Genomic DNA, 24269 nt, shown 5'->3' with positions numbered 1-24269 from the left:
TGCTTCCGCTGCCGGGCCGAATCCGGAGGAACGGTCGGTGGAGGGCCGGGAACTTCCGGAGATTAAGGAGTTCAAGGGCGCGGAGGACGGCGTATCGCCACCTACACCGCGTGCGCCGGTTTGGCCTAAGGCAGGGCAAGCCGAAGTGGAGTTGAACGACTCCGCGAAGTTGAAGCGCGCGGGGACGTTGCCGGTACGTGTGGCCCGGCTGTCTCGTGATGAGCCGGTTTCCGTGAAGGCGGGCAAGGCCGAGGCGAATGCCTTCGCCGATGCGGCGGGGAAGACGGGCCAGGCCTGGGATCCGCCGTCGAAGGTGCGTGTGGAGACGTTGGGGGCCGGGCAGGCCGCCGCCCTGGGCGGGGTGGGGGTCGGTGTGCGGGTGGCGCGTGCCGACGGCGGTGAGGATCGCGGGCGCGTTCGCCTGGCGCTGTCGTATCAGGATTTCCGTGACGCGTACGGCGGTGGGTTCGCCGGGCGGTTGCGTTTGGTCCGGCTCCCGGCCTGTGCGCTGGCGACGCCCCGGCCCGCAGACTGCACGGCCGTTCCGGTGACCGTGCCGGCGGTCAATGATGTCAAGGCCGGGGAACTCGTCGCCGATGTGGAGGTGGCGCCGGCGGCCCGGGCGGGCGCGGGTGGCGCTGCGCCGACGTCGGAGGCCGCGATTTATCTGCTGGCGGCTTCCGCCGCGGAGGCGCCGGGGGCGGGGGACGGCACGTTCGCCGCGACCGATCTGAAGCCGTCGGGGACGTGGGAAGCGGGCACGTCGGGTGGATCGTTCGGGTGGAGTTTCCCGTTGCCCGAGCCGCCATCCCCGGCCGGCAACGGGCCTGACCTCGAGTTGTCCTATGACTCGGCGGCGGTGGAGTCGATGTCGTGGGCGACCAACCCGCAGTCGGGGTGGGCGGGCCTGGGCTGGGATCTGCCGACCGCGTTCATCGAGCGGCGGTTCCCGACCTGCTCGCAGGAGGGGGTGATGCCCACCGGGTTGGGGGATCTGCAGTGCTGGGAGTCTCCCGACGCCAACGACGGGCGCGCCGACTCCAACGACCAGACGAACTCGGAGTTGATCCTCTCGCTGAACGGGGTGTCGGGCCGGCTGGTGCGCGAGCCGGCGAGTGGGACCTGGCACACCGAGCAGGACACGGGCTGGAAGATCGAGCAGGTGCCGGGCGCGGAGGCGGGCGACGCCTACTGGAAGATCACCGACCAGACCGGGATGGTGTACCGGTTCGGCTACCGCAGGGACGCCTCCTGGCAGACCCGGTATGTCGGTGACGAGGCGGGTGAGCCCTGCTACAGCAGCCGTTACAGCTCCAGCCTGCCGGTCTGCGCGGCGACCTGGCGATGGAACCTGGACCAGGAGGTCGACTCCGACGGAAACGTCATCGACTATTCCTACGTCCGCGAGGTCAACAATTTCTGCTGGCACCCCACCGCCACATGCACAAACACGGGAACCGGGCCGCGGTATGCCTCCTATGACCGGGGCGGGTATCTGCAGCGGGTGGAGTGGGGCCACAACCAGCGCATCCCGGAAAGCGTGCCGACCACCAAGATGGAGTTCTCCTCGGTCGATCGGGAGAACTTCGAAATCCCCGGGGATCTGCAATGCGACACCACCGCCGCATGCACCAACCGGACGACCGCGTACTTCATCACCAAGCAACTGGATACGGTCACCACCTATGCCCGCAGGCCGGGGACATCGGAGTGGGACGATGTGGCCAAGGTGGACCTGGACTACAAGGTGGTCACCTCATATGTGGGTGACGGACCGCAGGATGTGCGCTTTTATCTGTGGCTGGACGCCATCCGTCAGACGGGCCTTGCCGGGGACGGGCAGATCGAGCTCCCCAAAATCGGCTTCGACGCCGTGATGCTGCCGCACAAGACCATCTGGGACGAGTTCGCGACGCCGCAGACCAGCTATGTGGAGACCCCGGGGCTGGGTGCGATCGACAACGGGCTGGGAGGCCGGATCGAGATCACCTACGGGCAGGCCACCCCCTGCGCGGAAGGGACGCAGTCGGATTGCTGGCGGCACACCTACACCTACCTGACGTGGCGCGAGATGCAGGTGTGCAGCGGCGGCGTGTGCTGGACCGAGTGGCGCGAGGTGCCCGCGACGGTCAAACTGGACTACCAGAAGCTGCTGGTGACCAAGGTTGTGGAGAAAGACCTCGTCGGAGGGTCGCCCGATCGGGTCACCCGCTACCAGTATCTGGGCACCCCGGCCTGGCTGACCCCGATCAGTTTCATCGACCCGTTGATCGGCAACGACGAGCCGAACGAGTGGCGCGGCTACGGCAAGGTCCGCACCATCTCCGACGCCGAGGATCCGGCCAACTCCACGGTGACGACCCAGACGTTCTTCCGCGGCCTGGGCGCAACCATCACCGACTTCGACGGCAACGTCCACCCCGATCCGCGTGCGATGGCCGGGCAGGTCTTGGAGGAGCGCAGTTGGCGCCGCTCCACCGGCGGCGTCGCGACGGTGACCGCCAAAGCCACAACAATCCCACTTTCGTAAGAGTGCCGTCTTCGATCCCGCACGTGCCCCCCTCGCCTGTGCTCTCGTCTGCCGTCGCCCACTCCTAGCCCAGCGGAGCAGGGGGCACCGGTCAATGTGGAGCCCCCCACTGGAGGAACGACATTGACCGGTGCCCCCTGGTCTGCTCGGCTGGCTTGGGCGAACGGCAGACGAGAGCACAGGCGCGCCCCGGCCACGACGTACGGCGCGTTCGCTTGGTGCGGCTGCTCTCGGAGTCAGAGCCCCCGCCGGAGGCAGGATCTTCTAATCCCCCGAATCCGCGGGATGCTAGGTACAGACGGCAACGCCCGACCAGGGTCGATCGGGCGTTGGGATCAAGATTCAGAGACGGAAATACTCTCCCTAGGAGCTGGCCAGAGTCTCACCGTGGAACGGACGGTCAGACTAGGTCGTCGAACTCGCCGCGCTTGATGCCGCGAACGAAGGCTCTCCAGTCGCCAGGTTTGAAGGCGAGCGCGGGGCCATGGGGGTTCTTGGAGTCGCGGACGACGATCACGGTGGTGTCAGCGTTGATCGTCGCCACCTCGACGCAGTTGCCCCCGGTGCCGTTGGAACGGCTTGACTTACGCCAAGCCGCGCGGGAGAGGTCCATAGGAGCCCTCTCGCCCTCGTGGTTCACTTACTTCCTCCTGCTACCTGCGTGATCAAACGGCGGGTTTGATCAGGCCCAAGCGCTCGGGCGCGCAGATGATCGAATAGCCGGGTGTAGGCGTCTACCTCGGAAGATTCTTCCAGGTAGATACCGCCTCTCCAGTACTCAACGTACACGATGGCGGGATCGGATGGCTTGGGGAATTTCAGGAGGCTGAAGCCTCCGTTCATCGCCGGGTGCGCGCCGCTGTCGAACGGAAGTACCTGTATGTTGACGTGGTTCTGCACCGAGAGATCGGCAAGTCTCCGTAGCTGGCCGCGCATGATGTCGGGGCTGCCGACCTCGCGGCGGAGGACGGCTTCGTTGAGCACCATCCACATCTCGGGCGGGCTCGGGGCAGTGAGGCGTTCTTGGCGTTTCATGCGGATTGACAGGGTGTGCGCAAGCTCGTCTTCGGGTGGCCGAGTCGGCTCGGCTTCCAGGACGGCGCGGGCGTACTCCTCGGTTTGGAAGAGTCCCGGTACGTACTCGGACTCATATCCCCAAACGGCGGATGCGTCTTCTTCCAGACCAACGTAGCTCTGGAAGTACTCGGGGATCGCGTCGGACATCTTGTCCCACCACCCGCGCTTGCGGGCATCGCGAGCCAGTTGGAGAAGCGTGTCCTTCGACTGGCCCGTCACGCCGTAGATGTCCAGCATCACGGACACGTCCGCAACGCGGGCGGTTGTCTGGGCGGCCTCGATGCGCGTGACGGTAGGTGGTGAGCATCCGAGCCGTTCGGCAACGGCCTCGCGCGACAGCCCCGCGTCTTTGCGCAGGCCGCGCAGGATGGCCGCGAGGCGGCGTTGGCGAGCTGATGGACTGCGCTGTGCTGACATGCACCCCTCCCGAGATCCACGATGCAGTCTCCTCTGACGATCTTGCACTGACAAACTGAACTAAGTACATTCTGATACGACTTGCAGAGCGATCCTAGTTGCCCTCACACTTGGTTCACGATGAACTCCGGTTAGGACATCTTTGGGAAGGCTGCTGGTCATAGGGGACCTATCGATGCACCGCGCCTTCTTCGCCCGACGCACCGGAGGTCTCGGACGGTCTGTACTTAGTGCATACCGCTAACCGTAATGCTTGCTCTGTTTCAGGAAGGGAGTTGGTGACCGTGACCGCTCCCCCTGCGATCCGCACGATCGCCTACCTGATTCAGGTGCAGAACGCGGCGGGCGACTGGGACAACGTTGGAGAGTTCGAGTTCGCCAAGTCCCGCAGCGTTCACACCGTCGCGAACAGCGTCCTGCACACACGCAGCAAGGAACATCCTGGCCAGCGGTGCCGGGTCCTGGCCTGGGACGTATGGGCGGTCCAGCGATCCACCGACTGTGACCCGTTCCCGCAGGACGGCTATCCGTCCACACAGTTCGCCTGGCTGTCGGCCATGCGGGAGAACGTCACGCCCCATGCCGAGGTCACCTCAGCAGCGGCGGAGTGATCCATACCGCGCTGCTCGCACAAGCGATGTCCCCCGACTTCTCTGGAGGTTCGATGTCAACGGAGAGCCCGCAAGACGCGACAAGCAAGACCCGCAAGCAGCGCTTGTATCGGCAGGCTCTAGAGGGTGCGGTGCGGAACGCCGACAACCCCGTCTCGCAGTGCTTCGCGGGCTATCTGCCCGTGCTGTTCGTCTTGGCGGGGCTCGGGGCGCGCACGTTGGCGGGGCCGGTGCTCGCGCTGGTGCTGGTGGCCAGCGCGGTCAGCGTCGGAACTCTCCTGGTGGGACTGCGACGGCTTGCGCTGGGGAAGTCCCGGGGGTCGATCGACTGGGACGGCGAAGAGCCGTATGAGCAGGCCGTACGCGCGGAGACCTCTGCGCAGGCGCTTGGCGTGCTGGACGAAACGGCGACGTGGATTCGGAAACTCGGGTACCGGACGCATCTGTTCCGTATGGAATGCCTGTGCGACAAAGACGACGCCGAGTGTGCCTGCCGGCATCGGTGGATCGCGGGCGTCGCACCATTCCCGGGCACGGGCCGCGCGGTCCTGCTGGTGGGAGACCGATTGCTCAACGATGAGCCCAAGATCCTGCAATTCGTGATGGCGCACGAACGGACCCACATCGCTCCCCTGATGTTCTGGACGCACAGGGTAAGGACCGTGGTCGCCACCTTGGGGGCGACGATCGCGGGCATCCTGACGTCCGGCATCACGGTCTGGGCCGCTGCGGTCGCGCTGCTGGTGGTCCACGTGATGTGGGGGTGGGCGATCGAACTGGCCTGCGACGCACGGGCCGCGCGGCGTCACGGGGACGTCGCTCCCCAGTTCTGGGCCATCTATGGCGAGGCAAAGACCCGATCTCGGCGCGCCGTTCGGTCCGTATGGCGGCGGGGTCTCTGGCTGGTGGCACGGATGGTGCCCAGTCACCCCCCGGTGCCTCTGCGGGCCTGGTTATGCCGCGTCCTGTACAGCAACGCGGTACGCCGCACGCCCAGGGTCGAGTAGGGGCGGGCAATGCGACTTCGTACCCTCGTCATCCTTATCGCGGCGGCGCTGCTCGCGACGGTCGTAACATGCCTGCTGGTCTTCCCGCTGCTCCCGGCCGACCACGCCCGGCCGTCGTCGGTGCGGGTCGATCTCCCCGCCACCACTCCCACGGCGACGACTGCCGATACGGAGAGCATCGGGAGCGAGACCGGCGATGAGTCCGACCGCGACATTCCCCGTGTCGCACCTGGCACCCGGCCGAACGGTCAGCGGGTGGGCCTACCGGAAGTGGTGACGGGCTGATGGGCGGCCACCCCCAGCCGCACGGCTACTCAAGCACAGGAACAGCGATCACGGACGCGGCCGGTCAGCCGGGTCTGCAACGGCGGCGAGATGGCATGGCGCGGAACATGAACAAGCGCTTCACGAGCTGCATCGCCCTTCCCGCCATGGCGTCATCGGTCGGGACCGCGCGTATGTACACACGGCATCTGATGGAAAAATGGAACTTGATGGCCGTGGTGGATGACGCGGAACTTGTCGTCAGCGAAATAGTCACGAACGCGATAAAGGCGGCGAACCTCATCCCTCCACAGGCGCGCTACCCCGAGTTGTACGACCGCCTTGAGGTGGTCTGCCTGTGCCTGCGGGCGCTGGAAAACGAGCTGCTTATCGAGGTGTGGGACGCCAATCAGGAGTCACCCGAACGCCGTGAGGTGACTCTTGACGAGGAGGGCGGCCGGGGCCTTTTCCTGGTGGAGTCGCTGTGCACGCAATGGGGCGTGCGTCCGCTGATCGGCGGAAAAATTGTGTGGGCGACAATCGGCCTGTAGAACTCAATGTGGAGAAAGCGCCATCTCAAAGAAAGGAAGATAGTTGGAGAGCCTTCTGATTGACCTCAAGGGCCGAGAGGTTAAGGCTGCGGCATGCGGTAGGTGTAAGGGCTCATCTTCAGACCACACGATCAGGTCAATAATGCAGGTGAAGCCGTCGCAGGCTTCCGATGAAAAGGTCAGCAAGGGAAGCTGATATAGCGGTCGCGCGAATCTCCCGATAAGGAACAGTCCGATACTGCGGCGTCTGGACATTCCGTCCGACGATGCGTAGCTTCGAGTCAACGGAGAGAAGGAGGCTCGCGAATGACCGTCCTGATTGCTCTCAAAGATCGGCCGCTGAAGCCTACGGGGTGCGGGAACTGTTCGGGGTCATCCTCGGATGCCAGCATCAGGCCGAAGAGAGAAGCCGAACAGGTGGAACTCGACACGGAGATGTGTCGGGCGGAGGAAGTCTAAGTTAAGCGCTCGTCGGGGATCGCCGGTCACGGTAACGAGGGAGACCATGATCATGCTCAAGTCGTCCTATTACAATCACGTGACCGTGATCGGCGACCCTGAAAAGGCGGTGCTGTTCAACAAGTTTTGGGGCAGTATCGCGCTGGTCGATCGGTCTACTGTAGACGCGCTGGCAGCGGGAGACGTTGAAGCCCTGCCGGCCGCGAGGGTAGCGGAACTGGAGAAGAGCGGCTTCCTGGTTCCCGCCGACATGGACGAGAAGGCGGCAGCTCGGGAGCGTTATGTGCAGAGCAAGGCTAATAGCGCGCTGCTGGCTATCACCGTGGAACTCACTCAAGAATGCAATCTGGCCTGCGCCTTCTGCTATCAGAATAGCTATCGCTCGGCGGGGGCGATAACCACCGAGGCGATCCAGCGGATATGCCGATACATCAATGCCGTGATAAGCGAGAAGCGTAGACCGATCACGGATCTCTCCTTGCGTTTCATTGGCGGCGAACCGTTGATGCAGAAGAAAAAGATACTGGAAGCCGTCACTGAGATAAGGGCGCTGACAGGGCGACTCGGCGTGGTCCTCCACGTTCAAATCGACACAAACGGTCTGCTTCTAGATGAGACCGTGGTCCGCGAGATGGACGCAATCTCGATCACCCTGACGAACAAGGGCGATCACGACACGGTGCGAGTGCGGCACAACGGCGCGGGCAGCTACGACCAGATCGTGAAACGAATCAAGCGACACGCGGATCATTTCAACGACTATGGCACGGTGCTCGCGATTCGTTACAACGTGAATGCGATGAACGCGAGGCACGCGGCGGACGTGTACCGGCTGACAAAGAGTCTGGGAGTCCGCCACGTCGAGTTCGACCTATACAACACCGTGAACTACGACTACAACATACTGGTTCCGACGCTGACACGGGAACAGTTCAAAAAGCTGTACATGGATATCGTACGGCTCAAGATGGAGCACGGGGATATCGTGAGAGACTTTCCCCGGCCGACCTTCGCACCATGCACCGCCTATACGCCATACAACCTGAAAGTGACCGCTGACGGACAGCTTGCGCTATGCGACGCGATGCATTCCCCGATCAGTTCCCTGGATGAGCTGATGGGCGACGTCGGGAGGCACGTCGAGATCTTCGCCGAGACTGCGGCACACAACCCCTTCGACGACCCGCAATGCGGGAGCTGCACGAACGTCGGCATATGCGGGGGCAAGCTATTTTGCAAATCAAACCCGCATACGGACGACAACGACCCGTGCGATTTCCTGCCGTTCGATATGGATGAATTCCTTCGGTTCTTCGCAACGGCATACCCGAAGATGCCCGAACGGTTCGACCTGGGCGGCGTGGCGGACTGACCTGGGCTACCAGCGGTTCTGGTGAGCACGAGCCTCATACAGCAGGATCGAGGCGGACACTGACACGTTCAGTGAATCGGCGTAGCCGAGCATGGGCACCCCTACCCGGGTGAAACCGTGCTCGTACCAGGCTTTAGAGATGCCGTATCGCTCGCTGCCCACCACGATCGCCGTGCGTCCCTGATAGTCGAGACGGCGGTAGTTCACGCTCTCGTCGGTATCGGCAAGGTAGACGGTGAAGCGGTGCCGCTTGAGCCAAGTGATGGCATCGGCGGGCTCGGGGAACTCGATGTGTGGGACGCGGACGCTCATCCCTTGGCTGCCTCGGATGACCTTGGGGTGACTCATGCGGGTACGCCGGTTCGTCATGATCAGCAGGTCAGCCTGGCAGGCATCCAGGGTGCGTATCAGGGTGCCGAGATTTCCGGGGATCTCGATGGCGTCAGTCACAAGGACAAGCGCGGACTTGCCGAAATGGATCTGTTCGGGGTGCCACTCGGGCATGCGGGCAAGGCTGATGATCCCGTCTGGGTTGCCTCGTTCGGCCATTCGCTCAAGAGTCTTGGGTGAGACGCGGAACGCGCGATGGGCTCGCTCGGCCAACTGATCGCTGCGTTTGCGGGCCTCATCCGAATGGATGGCCTCGGGACACCAAAAGAACGTGTCCACGTCCAGGCCGGTGTCAAGGACGACGTTGTTCTCCCACAACCCTTCGGCGACAAACAGCCGGAAACGGTTGGGAGCAGTGTTGTTCTGGATGGACAACACCTGCTTGACCGCAGGATGGCCGATGCCGATTTGCTGAAGATCCATGTAAGCCGCTCAGGTCGTAGGAGGAAACGGGCAAGGCTGCGCCGGAACGACTCCAAGGATATCGGGGTTGGGCGATGCACAACTCGCGTTGCCGCTGCGGGAGCCAGTATCGGGTCATCGAAAGCAGATCGAGGCCGGGCCGCTGTCGTCGCGGCCGGTTGCGGTCCGCATGGGTATGGCGGGGCGGTGGCATGCGGTGCCCGGCTGCGCCGCGTGCGGCCAAGAGTCGGAGGGTGGCGGGGGCGGGGAGGGGCGAGCACGGCGCGAAGCGCCGCGCGCAGTCCCCGAATCTCGCCCCCGGCACCCGGAGCGACCCGGGCGCGCGGTGCTGTGCCGGTGGGGTGTCGGCCGCGTATCGCCGCATCATGATCGAAACCGCGGGGGCACCGGGGTTGCCGGAAGGTTGGCGACCATGTGGATGGGAAGCGGAGCGGCCGGCGGAATGGCCGAAGGCCACCCGTAGGGCAAGCGAAGCGCAGTTCTGCCGGTGGCGGAGCGGCGCGGTACCGGTCGCGCACCGGCGTTCCAGGCGTGGTATATGAAAAGCCTCATGCCCATGGCCTTCCACGGTGACGGTAGCGGGACTATTCCGCTCCAGGGCGCTCGCGGAGCGAGCCTTGATGTTGTAGGGAAACTCATCACACAGAGCGTGGCATGATGAGACAGACCCCCGGTGTGTGGAACCACCGGGGGTCTTGTGCTACAGGGGTCGTGTGAGGGGGCTGACCGCTCCGGGGATCAGCGGGCGGGCTCGGGGGTTTGGTAGTAGTCGGTTAGGCGGGTTCGGTCGGCGGGGGTGACCGATCGGATGATGGCCAGGGCACGGCGGCTGTGGTCGTAGGTGATGGTGTCGGCGATCAGCACGATCGCGGCCGTGGCGCGCATGGCGAGCGCGTCTGTTTCGGCGGGGGTGGCCTGGCGTGCCGTGATGGCGGTGGAGGCGTAGGCGGGGGCGCGGCCAGTGGCCTTGCGCACCGCATCCGGCCAGTCGTGCCCGGCGTCGAGACTGCGGCGGAGCGGCTCGGGGTCGGCGTCGGGGGCGGCGTAGGCGTCGCACAGTTCGACGGGGTTGCCGTAGGCGTCGGCTAGGGCGGTGGCGTGGTGGAACAGCGGGCGCGCGGGGTCGGCGTCGATCAAGGCGGCGATGTCGGCCGGTGGGATGTCCAGTCCTGATGTGATCACGGTCTGCGCGATGTCGGCCGGTGCCGGTCCGTCTGCGGGGTTGTAGCGGCGGACGGGTTGGGTGCGGCGGGGCTGGGGGCGGATCACGACGGTCCCGCGCCCCTTGCGGGCCTCGGCGAGTCCTTCCATCACGAGCTGGCCGAGTACGCGCCGGGCGGTGGTGGTGGACACCTGATAGGCGTCGCACAGTTCGGCCGTGGAGGGTAGCAACGCGCCGGGTCCGTAGTGGCCGGTGGCGATGGCCTGGCGTAGCTCGGCGGTGATGCGGACCCATTGGGGGGCGACGGCCGGGGAATCGGCGCGGGCGTGGGGGTGGTGCGGCTCGCCGATGTGCCCGGGATGGTGACCGTTGGTCGAATGCTTTTTCGGCATGGGGGTTCGTCTCCTGCGCCCTTTCGCTTGACGTGCCGATGTTAGCGCGTCTAACTGTGTACGTCATAGTTTGCGCGCAAACCTTAGCGCGCAATGCTCCCCTGGACGGAGAGTGGTTCATGCAATTCCCGATCGACACGTCCGGGCTGGCGTTCACGGTGGCGGCTCCGCCCACGCCCGCCCGGGACTTCGCGACCAAGAAGGCGAAGGTAACCGACGACGGCGAGCCGGTCATGCAAGTGACCGTTCTCGCTATGGATGGAACCGACTCCATGAAGATCAAGTTCACGGTCGTCGGCGCGGTCCAGCTCGCGCAGGGACAGCCCGTACAGATCAGCGGGCTGTGCTTCGCCACCGCCAAAGAGGGCGAAATGCGCTGGTGGCAGGCTCGCGCGGTCGAACCGATCGGCTACGGGCCGGGCGCGTTCCCGGCGGAGTCGGCGGACTCGGCGGGGGTGATGGAGCAGAGCGAACCGCCCGGCGGCGGGCGTGCCCGCGCGGGCCGCAACCCGCACGCCCCGGTACGCCACGGCGCTCCCCCGGCTTCCCCGGGTGGGCCTGGCGGTCCTGCGGGTCCGCCGGTGCCGGGCGGGGGTGAGGTGTGATGCCGGTCATCAGGCCGCAAGCCGGTAGCCGGGTGCTGTGCTACCGCATCCCGGACGGGTGGCCGGTGCTGCGGGTGACGGGGTCCGATGGGCGGCCGTTCATCGTGGCCGTTGACGGGCTGGGCGCGGCTGACGCTCTGGCGTTCGCGACCCGTCTGGCGCGGGGGGTGGCGCTGTGGACGCGGGAGGTCCGCGAGTGCTACGCCGAAGGTGAGAGCGGCTGGGCACGGCGGGCCGCCGCTGCCGGCGCTGCGGTGCCGAACCTGCTGAGGGCTGAGCTGGTGGAGCCGCATGATCCGCCGTGGCGCGCGCCCACCGTGGAGCACACCCCGCCCAAGTCGGCGGCGGAGTGGGCGGCCGAACTCTCCTCGTCGCCGTGGTCGGCGTCGCACGCGGCGGCCGAACGGCACGGCTGGGAGGTGACGGGGTGAGCGGTTACATGGGTCCGCAGGTTCCGGGGCGTCCCTCGGGGTTGCCGCCTGCGGTGGAGATGCCCCAGATCCCGGTACGGGTCGAGGCGACCACCACATCGCGGCTGACGATGTACGTGCTTCGGCCGCTGTGGCTGGGTCGGCGTGAGCTGGCGTTGTCGCTGACGGTGGTGGCGCTGGTCGGCGGCGGCTGGCTGGCGGGCGCGGCGCTGTGGCCCGGACGGCTGGCGGCCGGTCTGGTGGGTGCCTCGGCGGCGGCGGTGTGCCTGGTGGGCGTGGTCCTCGGGCTGCCGGACGTGCGCGCCCGGATCGGGGCGATGCTGTGGCGCTCGCGCGTGGTGCGCCGGTGGGATCGGGCCTGCCGGTTCGCGGGGCTGGCCACGCACAACGACCGCGTTCCCCGGATCACGCGGGCGGAGCGTACGCCGGTGGGCGAGGTGCTGCGGGTCCGCCTGCCCAAAGGCGCGGCGGTCGCCGATGTGGCAGACCGCATCGAGTACCTGACCGCGTCGCTGGAAGTCGCCGACGTGCGGGCGGAGCGCGATCCCGACAACGCCCGGTATGTGCGGGTGGAGGTGATCCGCCGTGACCTGCTGGACGAACCCGGGCCGGTGGCCTGGCCGTGGGCGCGTCCGTGGCTGCACGGCTGGCAAGCCTCGATGTGGGACCCGTTGCCGGTCGGGGTCTCGGCTGGCGGGAGCGTGCTGTACCTGGCGCTGTTCGACGGCTCCGGGGACGGCGACGGTGGCGAGGCTGCCCCGGGGGGTGATGGGTGATGGGCGTCCACGTGCTCATCGGCGGATCGCCGGAGTCGGGCAAGTCGGTGGCGGTCCAGACCATCATCGCGGGGGCGAGCCTGGACCCGGGCGCGGTGCTGGTGCTGATCGACGGCAAGCACGGGGTCGAGCTGGCGACGTGGGAGGCGATCGCACACGGCGGGGTCCGCTCCGACATCGCCGGAGCGATCGAGGCGCTTTCCTGGGCGTCGGAACAGATGGAGGAACGGTACGGGTTCCTGGCGGGCGCGGGCCTGCGGAAGATCACCCGTACGCACCCGTTCGGGCCGCTGCTGGTGGTCGTCGATGAGCTGGCGGCGTTCAGCCTGCACCCGGACAAGAAGCTTCGCGAGCGGTTCCTTACTCTGCTGCATGAGCTTCTCGCGCGGGGCCGCGCGGCGGCGATCCGGGTGGTCGCCGCGACGCAGAAACCCGGCTCGGATGTGGTCCCCACCTACATCAGGGACCTGTTCGATATCCGCTGGGCGCTTCGCTGCTCCACCCGCGACGCCTCCGATACGGTGCTGGGCGCGGGGTGGGCGTCGCGGGGTTTCGACGCCTCACAAATCCCCCTGGGCGCGGCCGGTGTCGGATATCTGCTGCTGGCCGGGCGTGAGCCGGTTCGGGCCAAGGGTTGTTACCTGTCGGATGAGGATCTGGCGGGCGTGGCGGCGTACGCGGCGCGTCTGCGGGGTGTCTGATATGCGGATCTGTTACCGGTTTCGGCCGGTCCGGATAGGTAACGGCATGCCGCTAAATGGTCATAGGTGCGGGGAAATGCGGCTTTCGCGCGGATTCGCGGTTGATTGCCGGATCGGGCGAACCGGGTTCCAGAAGCATCCGTTGACGGGATATCTGACCATTAGTCGCCTACACCCTGACAGGGTGTTTGGGGGGACGCTGGGGACGCGCCGCACGGTGTGCGGCGGGGGAAGGGAGAGGCCGGTGAGAATCTGGATCGCGCACCGGGATTACTCACAGGTCGAGATCAGTGACGAGTACGCGGCCCAACGCTTTATCGAGTGGCTGGCGCGCGGCGGTCTGGCGGACTTGGACGCGGGTCTGGCCCGGTTCGTTCACGCGCCGTGGGACTGCGGCGGGCTGGGGGCCGGAATGCTAGACGCACCCGAAGACCTGGACCGCTTGCGGCGGGCCGTGCTGGCTCGCTGGACGCCGGTCAAGGCGATCTAGAAATCGGCCCCCGCGCCCGGGGGCGTGCGCCCGTTCGGGGGCGGGCGCACAACAGATCAGGGCGATCACGTGGGCGGTGCCCGCATAGGCACGGTCGATCCGGCTGGTGCCCCGGTCCACCACCCACTCAACGATGACTACTCGGCGAATCCAATCGATCACACAGAAGGAGTACGACCATGTCCATGCGATCCATCCTCACCTTGTCGCTGGTCGCCGCGTTCGCCGTCTGGGCGTGGGCGGCCCCGGCTGCGGCTGCCACCTCGGGCGGCTCGGCGGCGGGCGGTGCGGCCCCGGCCTGCGCCGGGCGGTCCCAGTTCGGCATCCTGATCACTGGCAAGACCGTGGCGCTGCGGGAGCACCCGTCCGTCAACTCGCGAGTCGTGGGGGCGCTGCGGCAGTTCGCGGAGGTGAACGCCTGTGACCTGACCAGCGGTGAGAGCAGCTACGTCCGGTGCGGTCAGCGCTCGGTCGTGTGGTATCGGGTCGCCGGGCGGGGTGGGTTCGTGCCGGCGACGTGCACGCGGCTGCTGTTCCGGCTGGCGAACCAGTAGCAGCCACGCGTGATGACCTGCGTTCCCGGTAGCCCGGTGCCGGGGCGCACGGCCCATACCAGCCAGGCGGCAGGGGCAGGGGAAGGAGACCATGAATCAGGGGGCATCGCCGGTGCTGGCCCAGATGCTCAACCGCGTGGGCGATGACGCGGGGTATCGGCGCTGGTCGGCGCAGGTGGAACGGGCGGGGTTCTGCGTGCGGCCGGTGCGCCTGGCCGGAAGCGTGGCCCGCGTCGATGCGGCAACCGGTGAGGTGGACGCCACCTACAGCACCGCCGGGGAACCGAACGGGACACTCCTGGTGGCCTGCAAGGATCGCCGCGAGAGTGTGTGCCCGCCGTGCGCGGCACGCTACCGGGCGGACGCCTGGCATGTCTTCGCCTCGGGTCTGGCCGGTCGCGACGGGCACCACGAGGAGGGCGGCCACAGTTCGCCGGTGGGTGTGCCGGGTGCGGGGGTGGTTCCGGCGACGGTAGGCAATCATCCGGCGGTCCTGGCGACGTTCACCGCTCCCAGCTTTGGGCGGGTGCATGCCTTCCGGGGCGGCGGGGTGTGCCGTCCTTGGCCACGACGGCGGGGACGGCGGGATGCGGCGTTGTGCCCGCACGGCAAGCCCCGGGGCTGCGGGCTGCGGCACGGACCGGATGACGGGCTGATCGGGGCTCCGCTGTGCGACGAGTGCGCCGATCTGGCCGGGATGGTGCTGTGGAACGCGCACGCCGGGGAGTTGTGGCGGCGCACAGTGATCTATGTGTATCGGGCGCTGGCGGCGCTGTGCCCGGCGATCGGAGGGCGCGCGGTGACGGTGCGGGGTGTGCGCGCGCTGCTGCGGGTGTCGTATGTGAAGGTGGCGGAGTTCCAGCGGCGGGGCGTGGTGCACCTGCACGTGATCGCCCGCCTTGACGGGGTTGATGGCGATGATCCGGAGCGGATCGTCGCGCCTCCGGCGTGGGCGGGGGTGGATCTGCTGGCCGCTGCCATCGCCCAGGCGGGCGCGCGGGTGCGGGTGCCGCTGCCGGACATTGACGGGGTGGCGAGGGTGGCGCGTTGGGGTGAGCAGCTCGACGTGCGGCCGATCAACCAGAGCGGCTCAGGCTCCGGGTCGGGGTCTGGTGCTCGGGGGCCGGTGGCGCGGCTGGCGGGGTACCTGGCCAAGTACGCGACCAAGACCCTCGGGGACGCGATGAGCGGGTTGCCCGCGTCCCGGGGGCGCGGTGAGCGCCTGGTGCCGGGCGAGAGTGACGCGGTGCCGGGGCATGTGAGGGCGCTGGTTGAGACGGTGCGCGCGTTGGCAAGGCATCCGGCGTGCCGTGGGCTGCGGCTGGCGCGGCATGTGCACACGCTCGGCTTCGCCGGGCACGTGACCTCAAAGAGCCGCCGGTACTCGGTGACGTTCGCGGTTCTGCGGGCGGCGCGCCGGGCCTGGCGGATCGCCACGGGCGCGGCGGACAGGGATGGGCCGGACCCCTGGGCCGCACACGATGAGCACGACGGCGACGGGGACGGCGGGGGGTCGTGGGTGGTGGCCGGGCATTGGCGGATGGTGGGCCTGGGATATGCCACCTTCGGGGACGCGGCGCTTGCCGGATCGCTGGGGCGTCAGCACCGGGCGGCGCGGGCGGCGGCCCGGCTTGGCCTGATCGAGTGACACGCACCGGGTAGCGCCACGTGTTCCCGGCCACGCACACGCGAGGGTGCGCCGGGTGGGCGAACGGGTGCCGAAGGCACACCATTCTTGGGGTTGGCTCTTCCCCGCTGACCAAGCCGTACATCCGTCACGGCGCGCAACCACGCGCGTGGGTGGGTGGGTGGGCGCCGGCCACGACCGGCACAACCAAACGATCATGAATCGGGCGGGTCCGCGTCCCTCTCGCGCGGGCCGTTGCGGGGCGGTGTCAGACGAGATGAGCGACAGCGGGCCGGATGAGCGGCCACAGCACGGGCACGGCGATGAGGGTTTAGAAGCCTACATTCACCAGGTCGTCAGCCGGTGTCCGCTCCTGAACGACCAGCAGTGCGAAACGCTGGCGCTGCTGCTGGGCTTCGCCCTGTAGCGGACTGCACCGGCTCCCCGTAGATCAGTGCGGCGGGGTGCCGGCGCGAGTCCAGCGCGGGAGGGGCATCGTCCTAGCTCGGCTGATTCGGCTCGCGACGCCAAATCATCCGCTGCGTCACCGGTACCCGGTGGTTCTTCACCGGAGAGCGGGTGATGCGGAGTTCCCCGATCAGCTCGGGCGTCAGCAGGATCGCGGCAGCCTTGCGCCGTGCCGATACCGGGGCGGCCTTCCATCGCTTGGCCACGTCGGCCCCGGGCTCCATCAGGTGATTCAGCTCTGATGGGGTGGTCAGTTCCCGCTGCTTGCGCTCGGCGTCGGCGACCTTGCCTCTCAGTTCCTCGACCAACCGGGCGAACATCCGCGCTTCGTCCACCGTGGTGGGGGTCTGGTTCTCGGCCTTGGCAAGCTCGGCGCGGTGACGGGCAAGCTCGGCGCGGACCTCGGCGACGGCTGCGGGGTCGGCACGCCGGTTGAGCGCCTGGTACACATCGCGGCGCGACAGATACGCCAGGATGACGCCCGTCACGACCTGGTCAACCTCGGGCTTGTTGATGCGGATGCACCCGTTCTTCTGGCACTTGTACTCCGCGCGGCCCCGGGTACCGACGGTCCCGATCGGACCGGAACACACGTCACACCTGATCGTGCCGGTGTACTCATGCAGAACCCGGCCCGGACGCGGGGCCGACGATTGGTGCGCGGGCTCGGTCAGAATGCGCTGCACGTCCCAGAACAGATCGCGGTCTACGATCGGCTCCCAGATTCCTTCGATCAGCTCGCCCTTGTAGACGCGGTAAGCCGCGTACGCGGCCTTGGTCGCCATGTCGCGTAGGTGCTGATGGCTGAACGGCTTGCCCTTGCGGTTGGTGATCCCACGCTCGGCGAAAAGCTTAGTGATGGACTTGAAGCTCTCGCCTTTGCGGAGCCGCTTGAACAACTCCTCGATCACGGGGGCTTTGTCGGGGTCTGCCTCCCATGTGATCAGGCGGCCGGTGCGCTGGTCGTGAACGGGACGAAGGCCGTAGGGGCACACGCCGTGCGGGCGGCCCTCGGCGGCGTTGGCCTTCATGTCCCGTCTGATCCGCATAGATGTCTTGGCGCTCTCGTACTCGGAATCGTTGGCGTCGTCGATCAGCGACCGGCGGTCCCGGGGGTTGGCGGGGTCGTAGGTCCGGCCGTGGCTGGTCACGTGAATCAGGATGCCGCGATCCTCCAGCAGATCCAACATCGTCGCCCACTCGCCTACCCGGCGCGACCCGCGAGAGGACTCCCATAAGACCAGAACATCGGCCCCGAACCGGCCGGCCTTCAGGTCAGAGATCAGGCGCTCGAAGTCGTCGCGTGTCTTGCGGGCGTACCGGGACGCGGATACGGCTTCCTGCTCCTCGTAGGGCTCCAAGAGCGTGATGCCGTGCCGCTCGGCGGCTCGCTGGTTGTCCTCGTGCTGCTGGCCGTTGGACTTCATACGGCCGGACCGGTCCTTGGACACGCGTAGATACTCGCGCCCGGTCATCAGGATGCGGTCTAGCTGGGGAAACGTCGCTGTGTTCATGTATCCATGGTACTTCTTTGAAAGCTTCTCGACCGAGGGTCAGGCGCCCGCAGCGACCACGCCCGGGTCCGCACCCGGTGAACCACCCGTGGACGGCGCGCTGGCCTTAACGGATCAGATCCAGGCCCAGCAGGCCGCGGTGATCTCCGGCAAGCCCGTGGAGATCGCCGCCGCGGGCTCCCCGACCAGCCGGATCGTCGCCAACCCCGACGGCAGGACCTTCACCGCCCAGCTGTGGAACAGGCCCCAGCGCGTCAAACGCGGAGCAGGCTGGCAGCAGGTGGACACCACCTTGGTCGAAAGCGGCACCGTGCTGCGGCCCAAGGTGCCCGGCCCCGGCGTGGACGTGGAGTTCTCCACCGGCGGCAGCGGCCCGTTCGTCACCATGCGCCTGGGCGAGGGCCGCTCCTACGCGCTGAGATGGCCCACCCCGCTGCCCAAACCGGAAATCCAGGGCAATGTCGCCACCTACCCTGCGGCCGCCGCCGGGGCCGATCTGGTGGTCACCGCCCTGCCGACCGGATTCCGCCACGATGTGGTGCTGCATCAGCGCCCCACCGGCCCGGTGGAATACCCCATCCACGTCCAGGCCGACGGGGTGAAGCTGCACGAAGACGGCACGACCGGCGGGCTGCGAATCCGCGACGGCGACACCGTGCTGGCCACCGCCCCGGCGCCGTTGATGCGCGACAGCAGCGGCAGCGGACCCGGCGGCAAGACCCGGCCCGCCCGGACAAAGAAGATCGACATCACGGTGCGCCAGGCCGACGGCGACGGGCAACTGCTGGTCCTCACTCCCGACACCGGCTTTCTGACCGACCCGGCAACGACGTATCCGGTGACTCTCGACCCGACCACCACCTTGCCGGGCACCACCTCGGCCTCCATCTACTCCGACGACCAGCCGGCCTGGGCGCTTGACGTGGGAACCTCCGGCACCCCATCGGACCCGGTCTATCAGCGGGCCCTGCTGAAGTTCGATTTGTCCGCCCTGCAGGGCAAACAGATCAGCAGCGCCTCACTCAAGCTGTGGAACGTCTTCTCCTGGGGCTGCCCAACCTCCGGCCTGGTCGTCAACCGGGTGACCCAAGCATGGGAACCGTGGGTCACCTGGAGCGACCAGCCATCCGTCACCGGCACCGGCCAGGCCACCGCCACCGACCCGCAAAACTGCAACGAGCAGGGCGATGTCGAATGGTCCTGGCCCATCACCCAAATCGTCCAAGCATGGGCGAGCGGAGCCGCCAACCACGGGCTACGGGTGAAAGGCGCCACGGAGTCGGGCAGCCAGATGTATGAACGCATCTTCAACAACGAACTACAGCCCGAGCACACCCCGGTCATCTCCATCACCTTCTCCAGCCCCGGAGTGGAGGGCTTCGAGACACAGCCAAGCCTGACCCTGGGCGGCCAGAACGTCGCCACCTCCCTCACCCCGACCCTGGCCACCACCGTCGCGGTCCCGGTGGCCGACGGAGCCCGGGTGGACTACGAACTCCAGCACGACCCTGCGGCACCGGCACAAGGCACCGGCCAGATCTGGACCGGCTCGGCCACCGGCCTGGTCCACGGCCGCAAGGCCTACGCCACGGTACCCGCCGGCAAGCTCACCGACGGCTGGCGCGTCCAATGGCGCGCCAGGATCAGCGCCCACACCGACGGCGCCACACCCACCTGGTCACCCTGGCAGAACCTGAGAATCGACACCTCCGCGGTCCCGGCCACCCCCACCAACAGCACCGAAGACGGCTACCTCGAAGTCGAATCCATCCGCTACGAGTACGAGATACGCACCAACGGCGCCACCGCCCCCACGGGGGCGACCATGGTCATCTTGAACCGGCAACGCCTGCGCGAACGCTTCACTGACGGCCGGTACCGCTTCAGCGACGCACGAGCGTTCTTCGATGCCTACGGATCGCCGATCAAAATACACGACTTCGGCCAGGACGGGGTGCCCGCGGACAACGTATGCACCACGCACACCTACGCGCGTAACACCGCCGGCGGCAAATGGATGATCGACTTTCCCGCTACAACAGAAGCCCGGAAAGGAGACGACTGCAGCGGCGGACCACTGGTCTCGCGCACGGTGAACCTCTATGACGGCAGCACCGACCCGGACGCCAACACACCAATGTGGGGGAACGTCACCGAAAAACGGGAATGGAGCGACGCGGACACATTTTCCGCGACCAAGAACGGATACGACGCCTACGGTCGCACTACCTCCGTCACCAACCCCTTGGGCAAGACCACGACCACGACTTATAATCCCGCGGTCGGCTGGCCGGCCAACGGCGTGACCGTGACCAATCAACTCGGCCATGCGGCCACGACCTGGTCCTCCCATCTCCACGGCGAACCCGTCGGCATCCGCGACCCGAACGGGCACGACATCAACGTCGACTACGACGCCCTCGGCCGTGCCACGACGCTGTGGACACCGGAAAAGCCCAAGAGCGGCGACACCCCTGCGGCGAGGGTCACCTACCGTATCCCTGTCGACAATGACACTGGAAAGGTGACGGCCGCCACTAGTACGACGACCGACCATCTGCGATCAGGCTCTGGCCCCGACGCCAAATGGACGACCAGCCACACCTACTTCGACGGTTTCGGAAATGAGCGGGAAGAACAGACGGCCTCTCCCGCCGGTGGGCGGATCGTCACCGTCACAATGTATGACGGCCGAGGGAATACGGCGATCAAGGCCGAGCCCGTCCACAACACAGATGATCCGGGATCCGGTCTGCTGAACCCCGAACCGGCCGACCTGCCTCAGTGGACCAAGACCACCTACGACCATCTCGGCCGGGCTATCGCAGAGGTGAAGTACTCGGGATCTTCCGAGCATAGCCGCACTACGACGCGACACCTTGGCGACCGCACTGAGATAGTCCCCCCAGTGGGCGCAAAGACCGTCCATCACACCGATGTCGATGGACTGATAACGAAGATCGAAGAGTGGGTGGACGACAGCACCCACAACGACACCACCAACACCTACGACGTCAACGGGTGGCTTACGAAGACCATCGACGCCAACGGCAACGTCCGCACCTACGCCTATGACCTGCTCGGGCGCCGAATCGCATCCACCGACCCCGACACGGGAGAAACCCAGCAGCACTTCGACAGCGGTGGCCGGCTTGCCTGGACCCTCGACGCAAAAGGCCAGAAGATCTCCCACACCTACGATGATCTCGGCCGGAGAACCGGGATGTGGGCCGGTGATCCCGGCACCGGTGTCAAGCTGGCCGAGTGGGTGTACGACACCCTGGCCAAGGGCGAAATCACGTCCGCCACCCGCTATGTCGAGGGAAACGCGTACACCGAACGCGTCACCGGCTACGACTCCATGGGCCGTCCCACCGGCACCACCGTGACCATCCCGGCATCAGAAGGTCCGCTGGCCGGCGACTACACCCTCACGGCCGCCTACAACAACGCAGGCGAACTGACCGAGGTGGGGATGCCCGCAGCCGGTGGGCTGCCCGCCGAGAAACTAACCTTCGAATACACCGATCTCGGCCTCGCCAAAGGACTGACCTCGGACTTCGGCGGAGGCTTCACCTACGTCAAAGACACCCTCTACTCACCCACCGCCCGTTTGACCGAGCGTTCCTACGGGCCGAACGGCCAGGTGAAGAGAAACCTAACCTGGGACACGGCAACCGGGTGGCTGTCGCGCTTGACCACTACCGCAAAAGCCGACACCTCCTCGCCTCAACTGGTGCAAGACGACCAATACACCTACGACCTGTCCGGCGAGATCACCCGCATCCTCGACGCGGCCTCGGCCGTGACCGGCGGCACCGAAGCCCAGTCCGAATGCTTCACCTACGACGGCCGGCACCGTCTGACCGCCGCCTGGACCACCACCGCCACCTCCTGCGCAGGCGGCGTATCCGCCGCCGACGGCCGCGGCATCGACCCCTACGCCCAGACCTACACCTACGACGCCGTAGGCAACATCACCACCCTCACCGACAGCGGCCAGACCTCCACGTTCTCCTACCCGGCCGCCGGCGCCTCCGCCGTCCGGCCGAACGCGGTCAGCACGATCACCCGTCCCTCAGGTACCGACACCTTCACCTACGACGCCAACGGCCGCATGATCGCCAAGGTCACAGACGGCAAGACCCACACCTACGAATGGGACGAGTCAGGCCAGCTCACCAAGGCAGTCGTCGACGGGCAGACCAGCCAATACGTCTACACCGCCGACGGTGACCGGCTGATACGACGAGACCCTGATAAGACCACCCTGTATCTGGACGGGACGGAGCTTGAACTGACGGTGGCCAACGGCCACGTCACGGGCAAACGCTATTACGTGTCTGCGGACGCCGCCGTCGTCGCGATGCGGACCGCGGGACAGCCCGCCGTGACGTGGCTGGCCTCAGATGGCCGAAACAGCACCCAAATCGCCATAGACGATGCCACCGGAGTAGCCACCCGGCAGCGCTATCTCCCCTACGGCGCTTCTCGTGGCGGACGCGACGACATTCTGCTGACCGACCGCGGGTTCCTGGGAAAGACCGAAGACGCCGCCACCGGCCTCATTCAGCTCGGCCACCGCTACTACGACCCGTCCATCACCAAATTCCTCAGCCCCGATCCACTGATCAACATCAGCGAACCTCAACTGACCAACGCCTACGGCTACGCCGGAGGAAACCCCATCGGTTTGACCGACCGTGAGGGCCTGGAACCGCACCCCGGACACGACAAAAATTGGCTGAAAAAATCCGAGAAAGAAAGAAAGAGGATCACCGAACAACATTTCAGAGATCACCGGAGGATCCTCAAGGCTGCGCAGGAACGTCAGCGAGCCCGAGCGGACCAGGCTCGCAAGGAACAAATAAGGGCCAGGAACCAGGTCGCAGCGCATCGAAAAGCGAACGGTAGCGGCGGCGGTAAGTCGCCAGTGAAGATCAATATTAAAACTCTGGAAATCGAAGAGCGTGAACCTATACCCGCCTGGCAGCAGGGGATCCTCATGTACGTGGGGAGATATTATCACCTCGTAAACGCGGGCATCTACTGCAGCCTAGGTAGCAAGGAACAGTGTACCGATGCCCTACAGGCTGCCGCCGGCATGGGTAAACAAATAGTGCGGCCGAAGAGTACACGCCCTTGTTCCAGTTTCGTTCCCGGAACCCGCGTGCTCATGGCCGACGGAACCTACAAGAACATCGAAGAGCTCAAAGTCGGCGACATGGTCATCGCCACCGACCCCAAGACTGAAAAAACGCAAGACCAACCGGTGATTGCCGTCATCACCAGCCGAGGCGCCAAGAGACTCGTTAAGATCACGGTCGACACAGACAACGACGCGGGCAATCAAACCGGTACCGTCATGGCGACGGAAACACATCCGTTCTGGGTGGCGAACGAGCATCGCTGGATCCACGCCAGACACCTCCGTCACGGGATGCAGCTCGAAAGCGCACAAGGCGATACCTTTACCGTTGTCCGAACCCGGCAGTTCAACCGATCCGATCAGCAGGTGTACAATCTTACCGTCGATCACTTCCACACCTACTTTGTAGGCGTCGGAGGCATCGATGCACTCGTTCATAACGCCCAGCTGAACCCGCCGGATCCTATAGTCCGCGGACTTCCGAGCCTTAACGGTATGACCCAGACACAAGCGGATGCCACGCTTTATAAGCACGGCTTCTACCTGCATTCAATATCGCAAAGTGGGGCATACGCCACGTACAAGGCTTCAGATGGAAGTACGGTTACTATACGACTCGCCGATGGACGGGTAACCCGAACCACCAAGATCGACATGGGGCCAAACAAAAAGAATGGAACTCAGCGCTGGGACGATAACGGCAATAAGATACTCGACCATGACCATGGGGAGAATTTGAAGTGCTGAAAAGTGAGGTCGAAACGGCCTGTGATCGATTCAATCAGGTCTTTGCGCACTGCGAAGGAAGCTTCATCGATTCTGTTGCGACATATGCCACCGGGGCAGTCGACTACGTGGACGTAAAGCTCACACAATGCCAGAAGTCGGAGTTCGTAAGCATGCTTCTAGAGGGTGTGCGATACTTCTCCATCAGCAAAGGCGACGACATAGGCGGCTCCTTTGTCGATCAAATCTCGGTCACCTACCTGCCGCGAGTGGGCTCCCCGTGGCCTGAGGAAGCAGAGAAACTCGTGGTGAGATTTGAAGGGTTGCCGGAACTCTACTGGCTGCGAACAGTCGGGCCGACGGAGATGCACGCGATCGCGGCTAAGATGGTGGTGCTTACATCTTCGGATGGGTGATTCATATCAGAAAACGTATTCTCGCCTGATTGCCGTGGGACGGCGGGTGTTTCCAGGATCGAGGCAGGGCTCCGGCGTTCTCGCGTTTTGTCTGGTTTGATCACGTGAGGCCGAGGGTTACGAGGCAGCGGGCGGGGTCTTGGGCATGGCGGCGGTT

General features: G+C 66.0%; 21 protein-coding genes. 16 read left to right on the top strand and 5 right to left on the bottom strand.

The features are described 5' to 3' along the window. Nucleotides 1–145 precede the first annotated feature (145 nt). Nucleotides 146–2530, top strand: coding sequence for a SpvB/TcaC N-terminal domain-containing protein (locus AB0K60_RS37145; RefSeq protein ID WP_364066377.1), 2385 nt, complete (start codon nucleotides 146–148; stop codon nucleotides 2528–2530). A 400-nt stretch (nucleotides 2531–2930) separates the two neighbouring features. Here AB0K60_RS37145 and AB0K60_RS37140 read toward each other — a convergent pair whose 3' ends face one another. After that, a complete protein-coding gene (locus tag AB0K60_RS37140) occupies nucleotides 2931–3170 on the bottom strand; it encodes a DUF397 domain-containing protein (protein ID WP_364066375.1) in 240 nt (79 codons plus the stop codon). Further along, nucleotides 3167–4024, bottom strand: a complete 858-nt coding sequence (locus tag AB0K60_RS37135) for a helix-turn-helix transcriptional regulator (RefSeq protein WP_364066373.1) — start codon at nucleotides 4022–4024, stop codon at nucleotides 3167–3169. The genes AB0K60_RS37140 and AB0K60_RS37135 overlap by 4 nt, the downstream gene beginning before the upstream one ends. A gap of 284 nt (nucleotides 4025–4308) precedes the next feature. Between AB0K60_RS37135 and AB0K60_RS37130 the strand changes: the two genes are divergently transcribed. The 5 genes from AB0K60_RS37130 to AB0K60_RS37110 all read left to right on the top strand — a co-directional run bounded on the left by AB0K60_RS37130 (nucleotide 4309) and on the right by AB0K60_RS37110 (nucleotide 8288). Beyond that, nucleotides 4309–4635 carry a hypothetical protein gene (locus AB0K60_RS37130; RefSeq protein ID WP_364066370.1) on the top strand — a complete coding sequence of 109 codons (327 nt, stop codon included), beginning with the start codon at nucleotides 4309–4311 and terminating at the stop codon, nucleotides 4633–4635. A gap of 53 nt (nucleotides 4636–4688) precedes the next feature. Next, on the top strand, nucleotides 4689–5642 hold the full coding sequence (locus AB0K60_RS37125; protein WP_364066368.1) for a hypothetical protein: 954 nt from the start codon (nucleotides 4689–4691) through the stop codon (nucleotides 5640–5642). A 9-nt stretch (nucleotides 5643–5651) separates the two neighbouring features. Continuing rightward, the gene (locus AB0K60_RS37120; RefSeq protein WP_364066365.1) at nucleotides 5652–5927 is read left to right on the top strand and encodes a hypothetical protein; all 276 of its coding nucleotides are present in this window, start codon (nucleotides 5652–5654) and stop codon (nucleotides 5925–5927) included. 107 nt (nucleotides 5928–6034) lie between these two features. After that, the gene (locus AB0K60_RS37115) at nucleotides 6035–6457 is read left to right on the top strand and encodes an ATP-binding protein (RefSeq protein ID WP_364066363.1); all 423 of its coding nucleotides are present in this window, start codon (nucleotides 6035–6037) and stop codon (nucleotides 6455–6457) included. A gap of 505 nt (nucleotides 6458–6962) precedes the next feature. Next, a complete protein-coding gene (locus AB0K60_RS37110; protein WP_364066361.1) occupies nucleotides 6963–8288 on the top strand; it encodes a radical SAM protein in 1326 nt (441 codons plus the stop codon). Nucleotides 8289–8294: 6 nt separating this feature from the next. Here AB0K60_RS37110 and AB0K60_RS37105 read toward each other — a convergent pair whose 3' ends face one another. Continuing rightward, complete coding sequence (locus tag AB0K60_RS37105; protein ID WP_364066358.1) at nucleotides 8295–9101, bottom strand: TrmH family RNA methyltransferase; 807 nt, start codon at nucleotides 9099–9101, stop codon at nucleotides 8295–8297. Nucleotides 9102–9839: 738 nt separating this feature from the next. After that, nucleotides 9840–10655, bottom strand: a complete 816-nt coding sequence (locus tag AB0K60_RS37100; protein WP_364066356.1) for a GntR family transcriptional regulator — start codon at nucleotides 10653–10655, stop codon at nucleotides 9840–9842. A gap of 119 nt (nucleotides 10656–10774) precedes the next feature. Here AB0K60_RS37100 and AB0K60_RS37095 point away from each other — a divergent pair, with 119 nt between their 5' ends. From AB0K60_RS37095 to AB0K60_RS37060, 8 genes are all read left to right on the top strand, one after another. Beyond that, on the top strand, nucleotides 10775–11260 hold the full coding sequence (locus AB0K60_RS37095; RefSeq protein WP_364066354.1) for a hypothetical protein: 486 nt from the start codon (nucleotides 10775–10777) through the stop codon (nucleotides 11258–11260). Next, nucleotides 11260–11691: a hypothetical protein gene (locus AB0K60_RS37090; protein WP_364066351.1), complete on the top strand. Its 432-nt coding sequence runs from the start codon at nucleotides 11260–11262 to the stop codon at nucleotides 11689–11691. The genes AB0K60_RS37095 and AB0K60_RS37090 overlap by 1 nt, the downstream gene beginning before the upstream one ends. Beyond that, nucleotides 11688–12467: a hypothetical protein gene (locus AB0K60_RS37085; RefSeq protein WP_364066349.1), complete on the top strand. Its 780-nt coding sequence runs from the start codon at nucleotides 11688–11690 to the stop codon at nucleotides 12465–12467. The genes AB0K60_RS37090 and AB0K60_RS37085 overlap by 4 nt, the downstream gene beginning before the upstream one ends. Then, nucleotides 12467–13168: an FtsK/SpoIIIE domain-containing protein gene (locus tag AB0K60_RS37080; RefSeq protein WP_364066347.1), complete on the top strand. Its 702-nt coding sequence runs from the start codon at nucleotides 12467–12469 to the stop codon at nucleotides 13166–13168. The genes AB0K60_RS37085 and AB0K60_RS37080 overlap by 1 nt, the downstream gene beginning before the upstream one ends. A 244-nt stretch (nucleotides 13169–13412) precedes the next feature. Beyond that, nucleotides 13413–13658: a hypothetical protein gene (locus AB0K60_RS37075; protein ID WP_364066344.1), complete on the top strand. Its 246-nt coding sequence runs from the start codon at nucleotides 13413–13415 to the stop codon at nucleotides 13656–13658. A gap of 179 nt (nucleotides 13659–13837) precedes the next feature. After that, nucleotides 13838–14212 (top strand): hypothetical protein, encoded by a 375-nt coding sequence (locus AB0K60_RS37070; protein ID WP_364066342.1) that lies wholly within the window; start codon nucleotides 13838–13840, stop codon nucleotides 14210–14212. Between the two features lie 91 nt (nucleotides 14213–14303). Continuing rightward, nucleotides 14304–15860, top strand: coding sequence for a replication initiator (locus tag AB0K60_RS37065; RefSeq protein WP_364066340.1), 1557 nt, complete (start codon nucleotides 14304–14306; stop codon nucleotides 15858–15860). A 256-nt stretch (nucleotides 15861–16116) separates the two neighbouring features. Continuing rightward, the gene (locus AB0K60_RS37060) at nucleotides 16117–16266 is read left to right on the top strand and encodes a hypothetical protein (RefSeq protein WP_364066338.1); all 150 of its coding nucleotides are present in this window, start codon (nucleotides 16117–16119) and stop codon (nucleotides 16264–16266) included. A gap of 73 nt (nucleotides 16267–16339) precedes the next feature. On the opposite strand, the gene AB0K60_RS37055 is transcribed toward AB0K60_RS37060, so the two are convergent. After that, nucleotides 16340–17782, bottom strand: a complete 1443-nt coding sequence (locus AB0K60_RS37055) for a recombinase family protein (RefSeq protein WP_364066335.1) — start codon at nucleotides 17780–17782, stop codon at nucleotides 16340–16342. Nucleotides 17783–17909: 127 nt separating this feature from the next. Here AB0K60_RS37055 and AB0K60_RS37050 point away from each other — a divergent pair, with 127 nt between their 5' ends. Then, the gene (locus tag AB0K60_RS37050; RefSeq protein WP_364066333.1) at nucleotides 17910–23717 is read left to right on the top strand and encodes a polymorphic toxin-type HINT domain-containing protein; all 5808 of its coding nucleotides are present in this window, start codon (nucleotides 17910–17912) and stop codon (nucleotides 23715–23717) included. After that, a complete protein-coding gene (locus AB0K60_RS37045) occupies nucleotides 23711–24112 on the top strand; it encodes a hypothetical protein (RefSeq protein ID WP_364066331.1) in 402 nt (133 codons plus the stop codon). The genes AB0K60_RS37050 and AB0K60_RS37045 overlap by 7 nt, the downstream gene beginning before the upstream one ends. Nucleotides 24113–24269 lie beyond the last annotated feature (157 nt).

It is taken from the genome of Thermopolyspora sp. NPDC052614, from assembly GCF_040678635.1.
Classification (GTDB): Bacteria; Actinomycetota; Actinomycetes; order Streptosporangiales; family Streptosporangiaceae; genus Thermopolyspora.
This window is presented reverse-complemented; position numbering and strand designations above follow the sequence as displayed.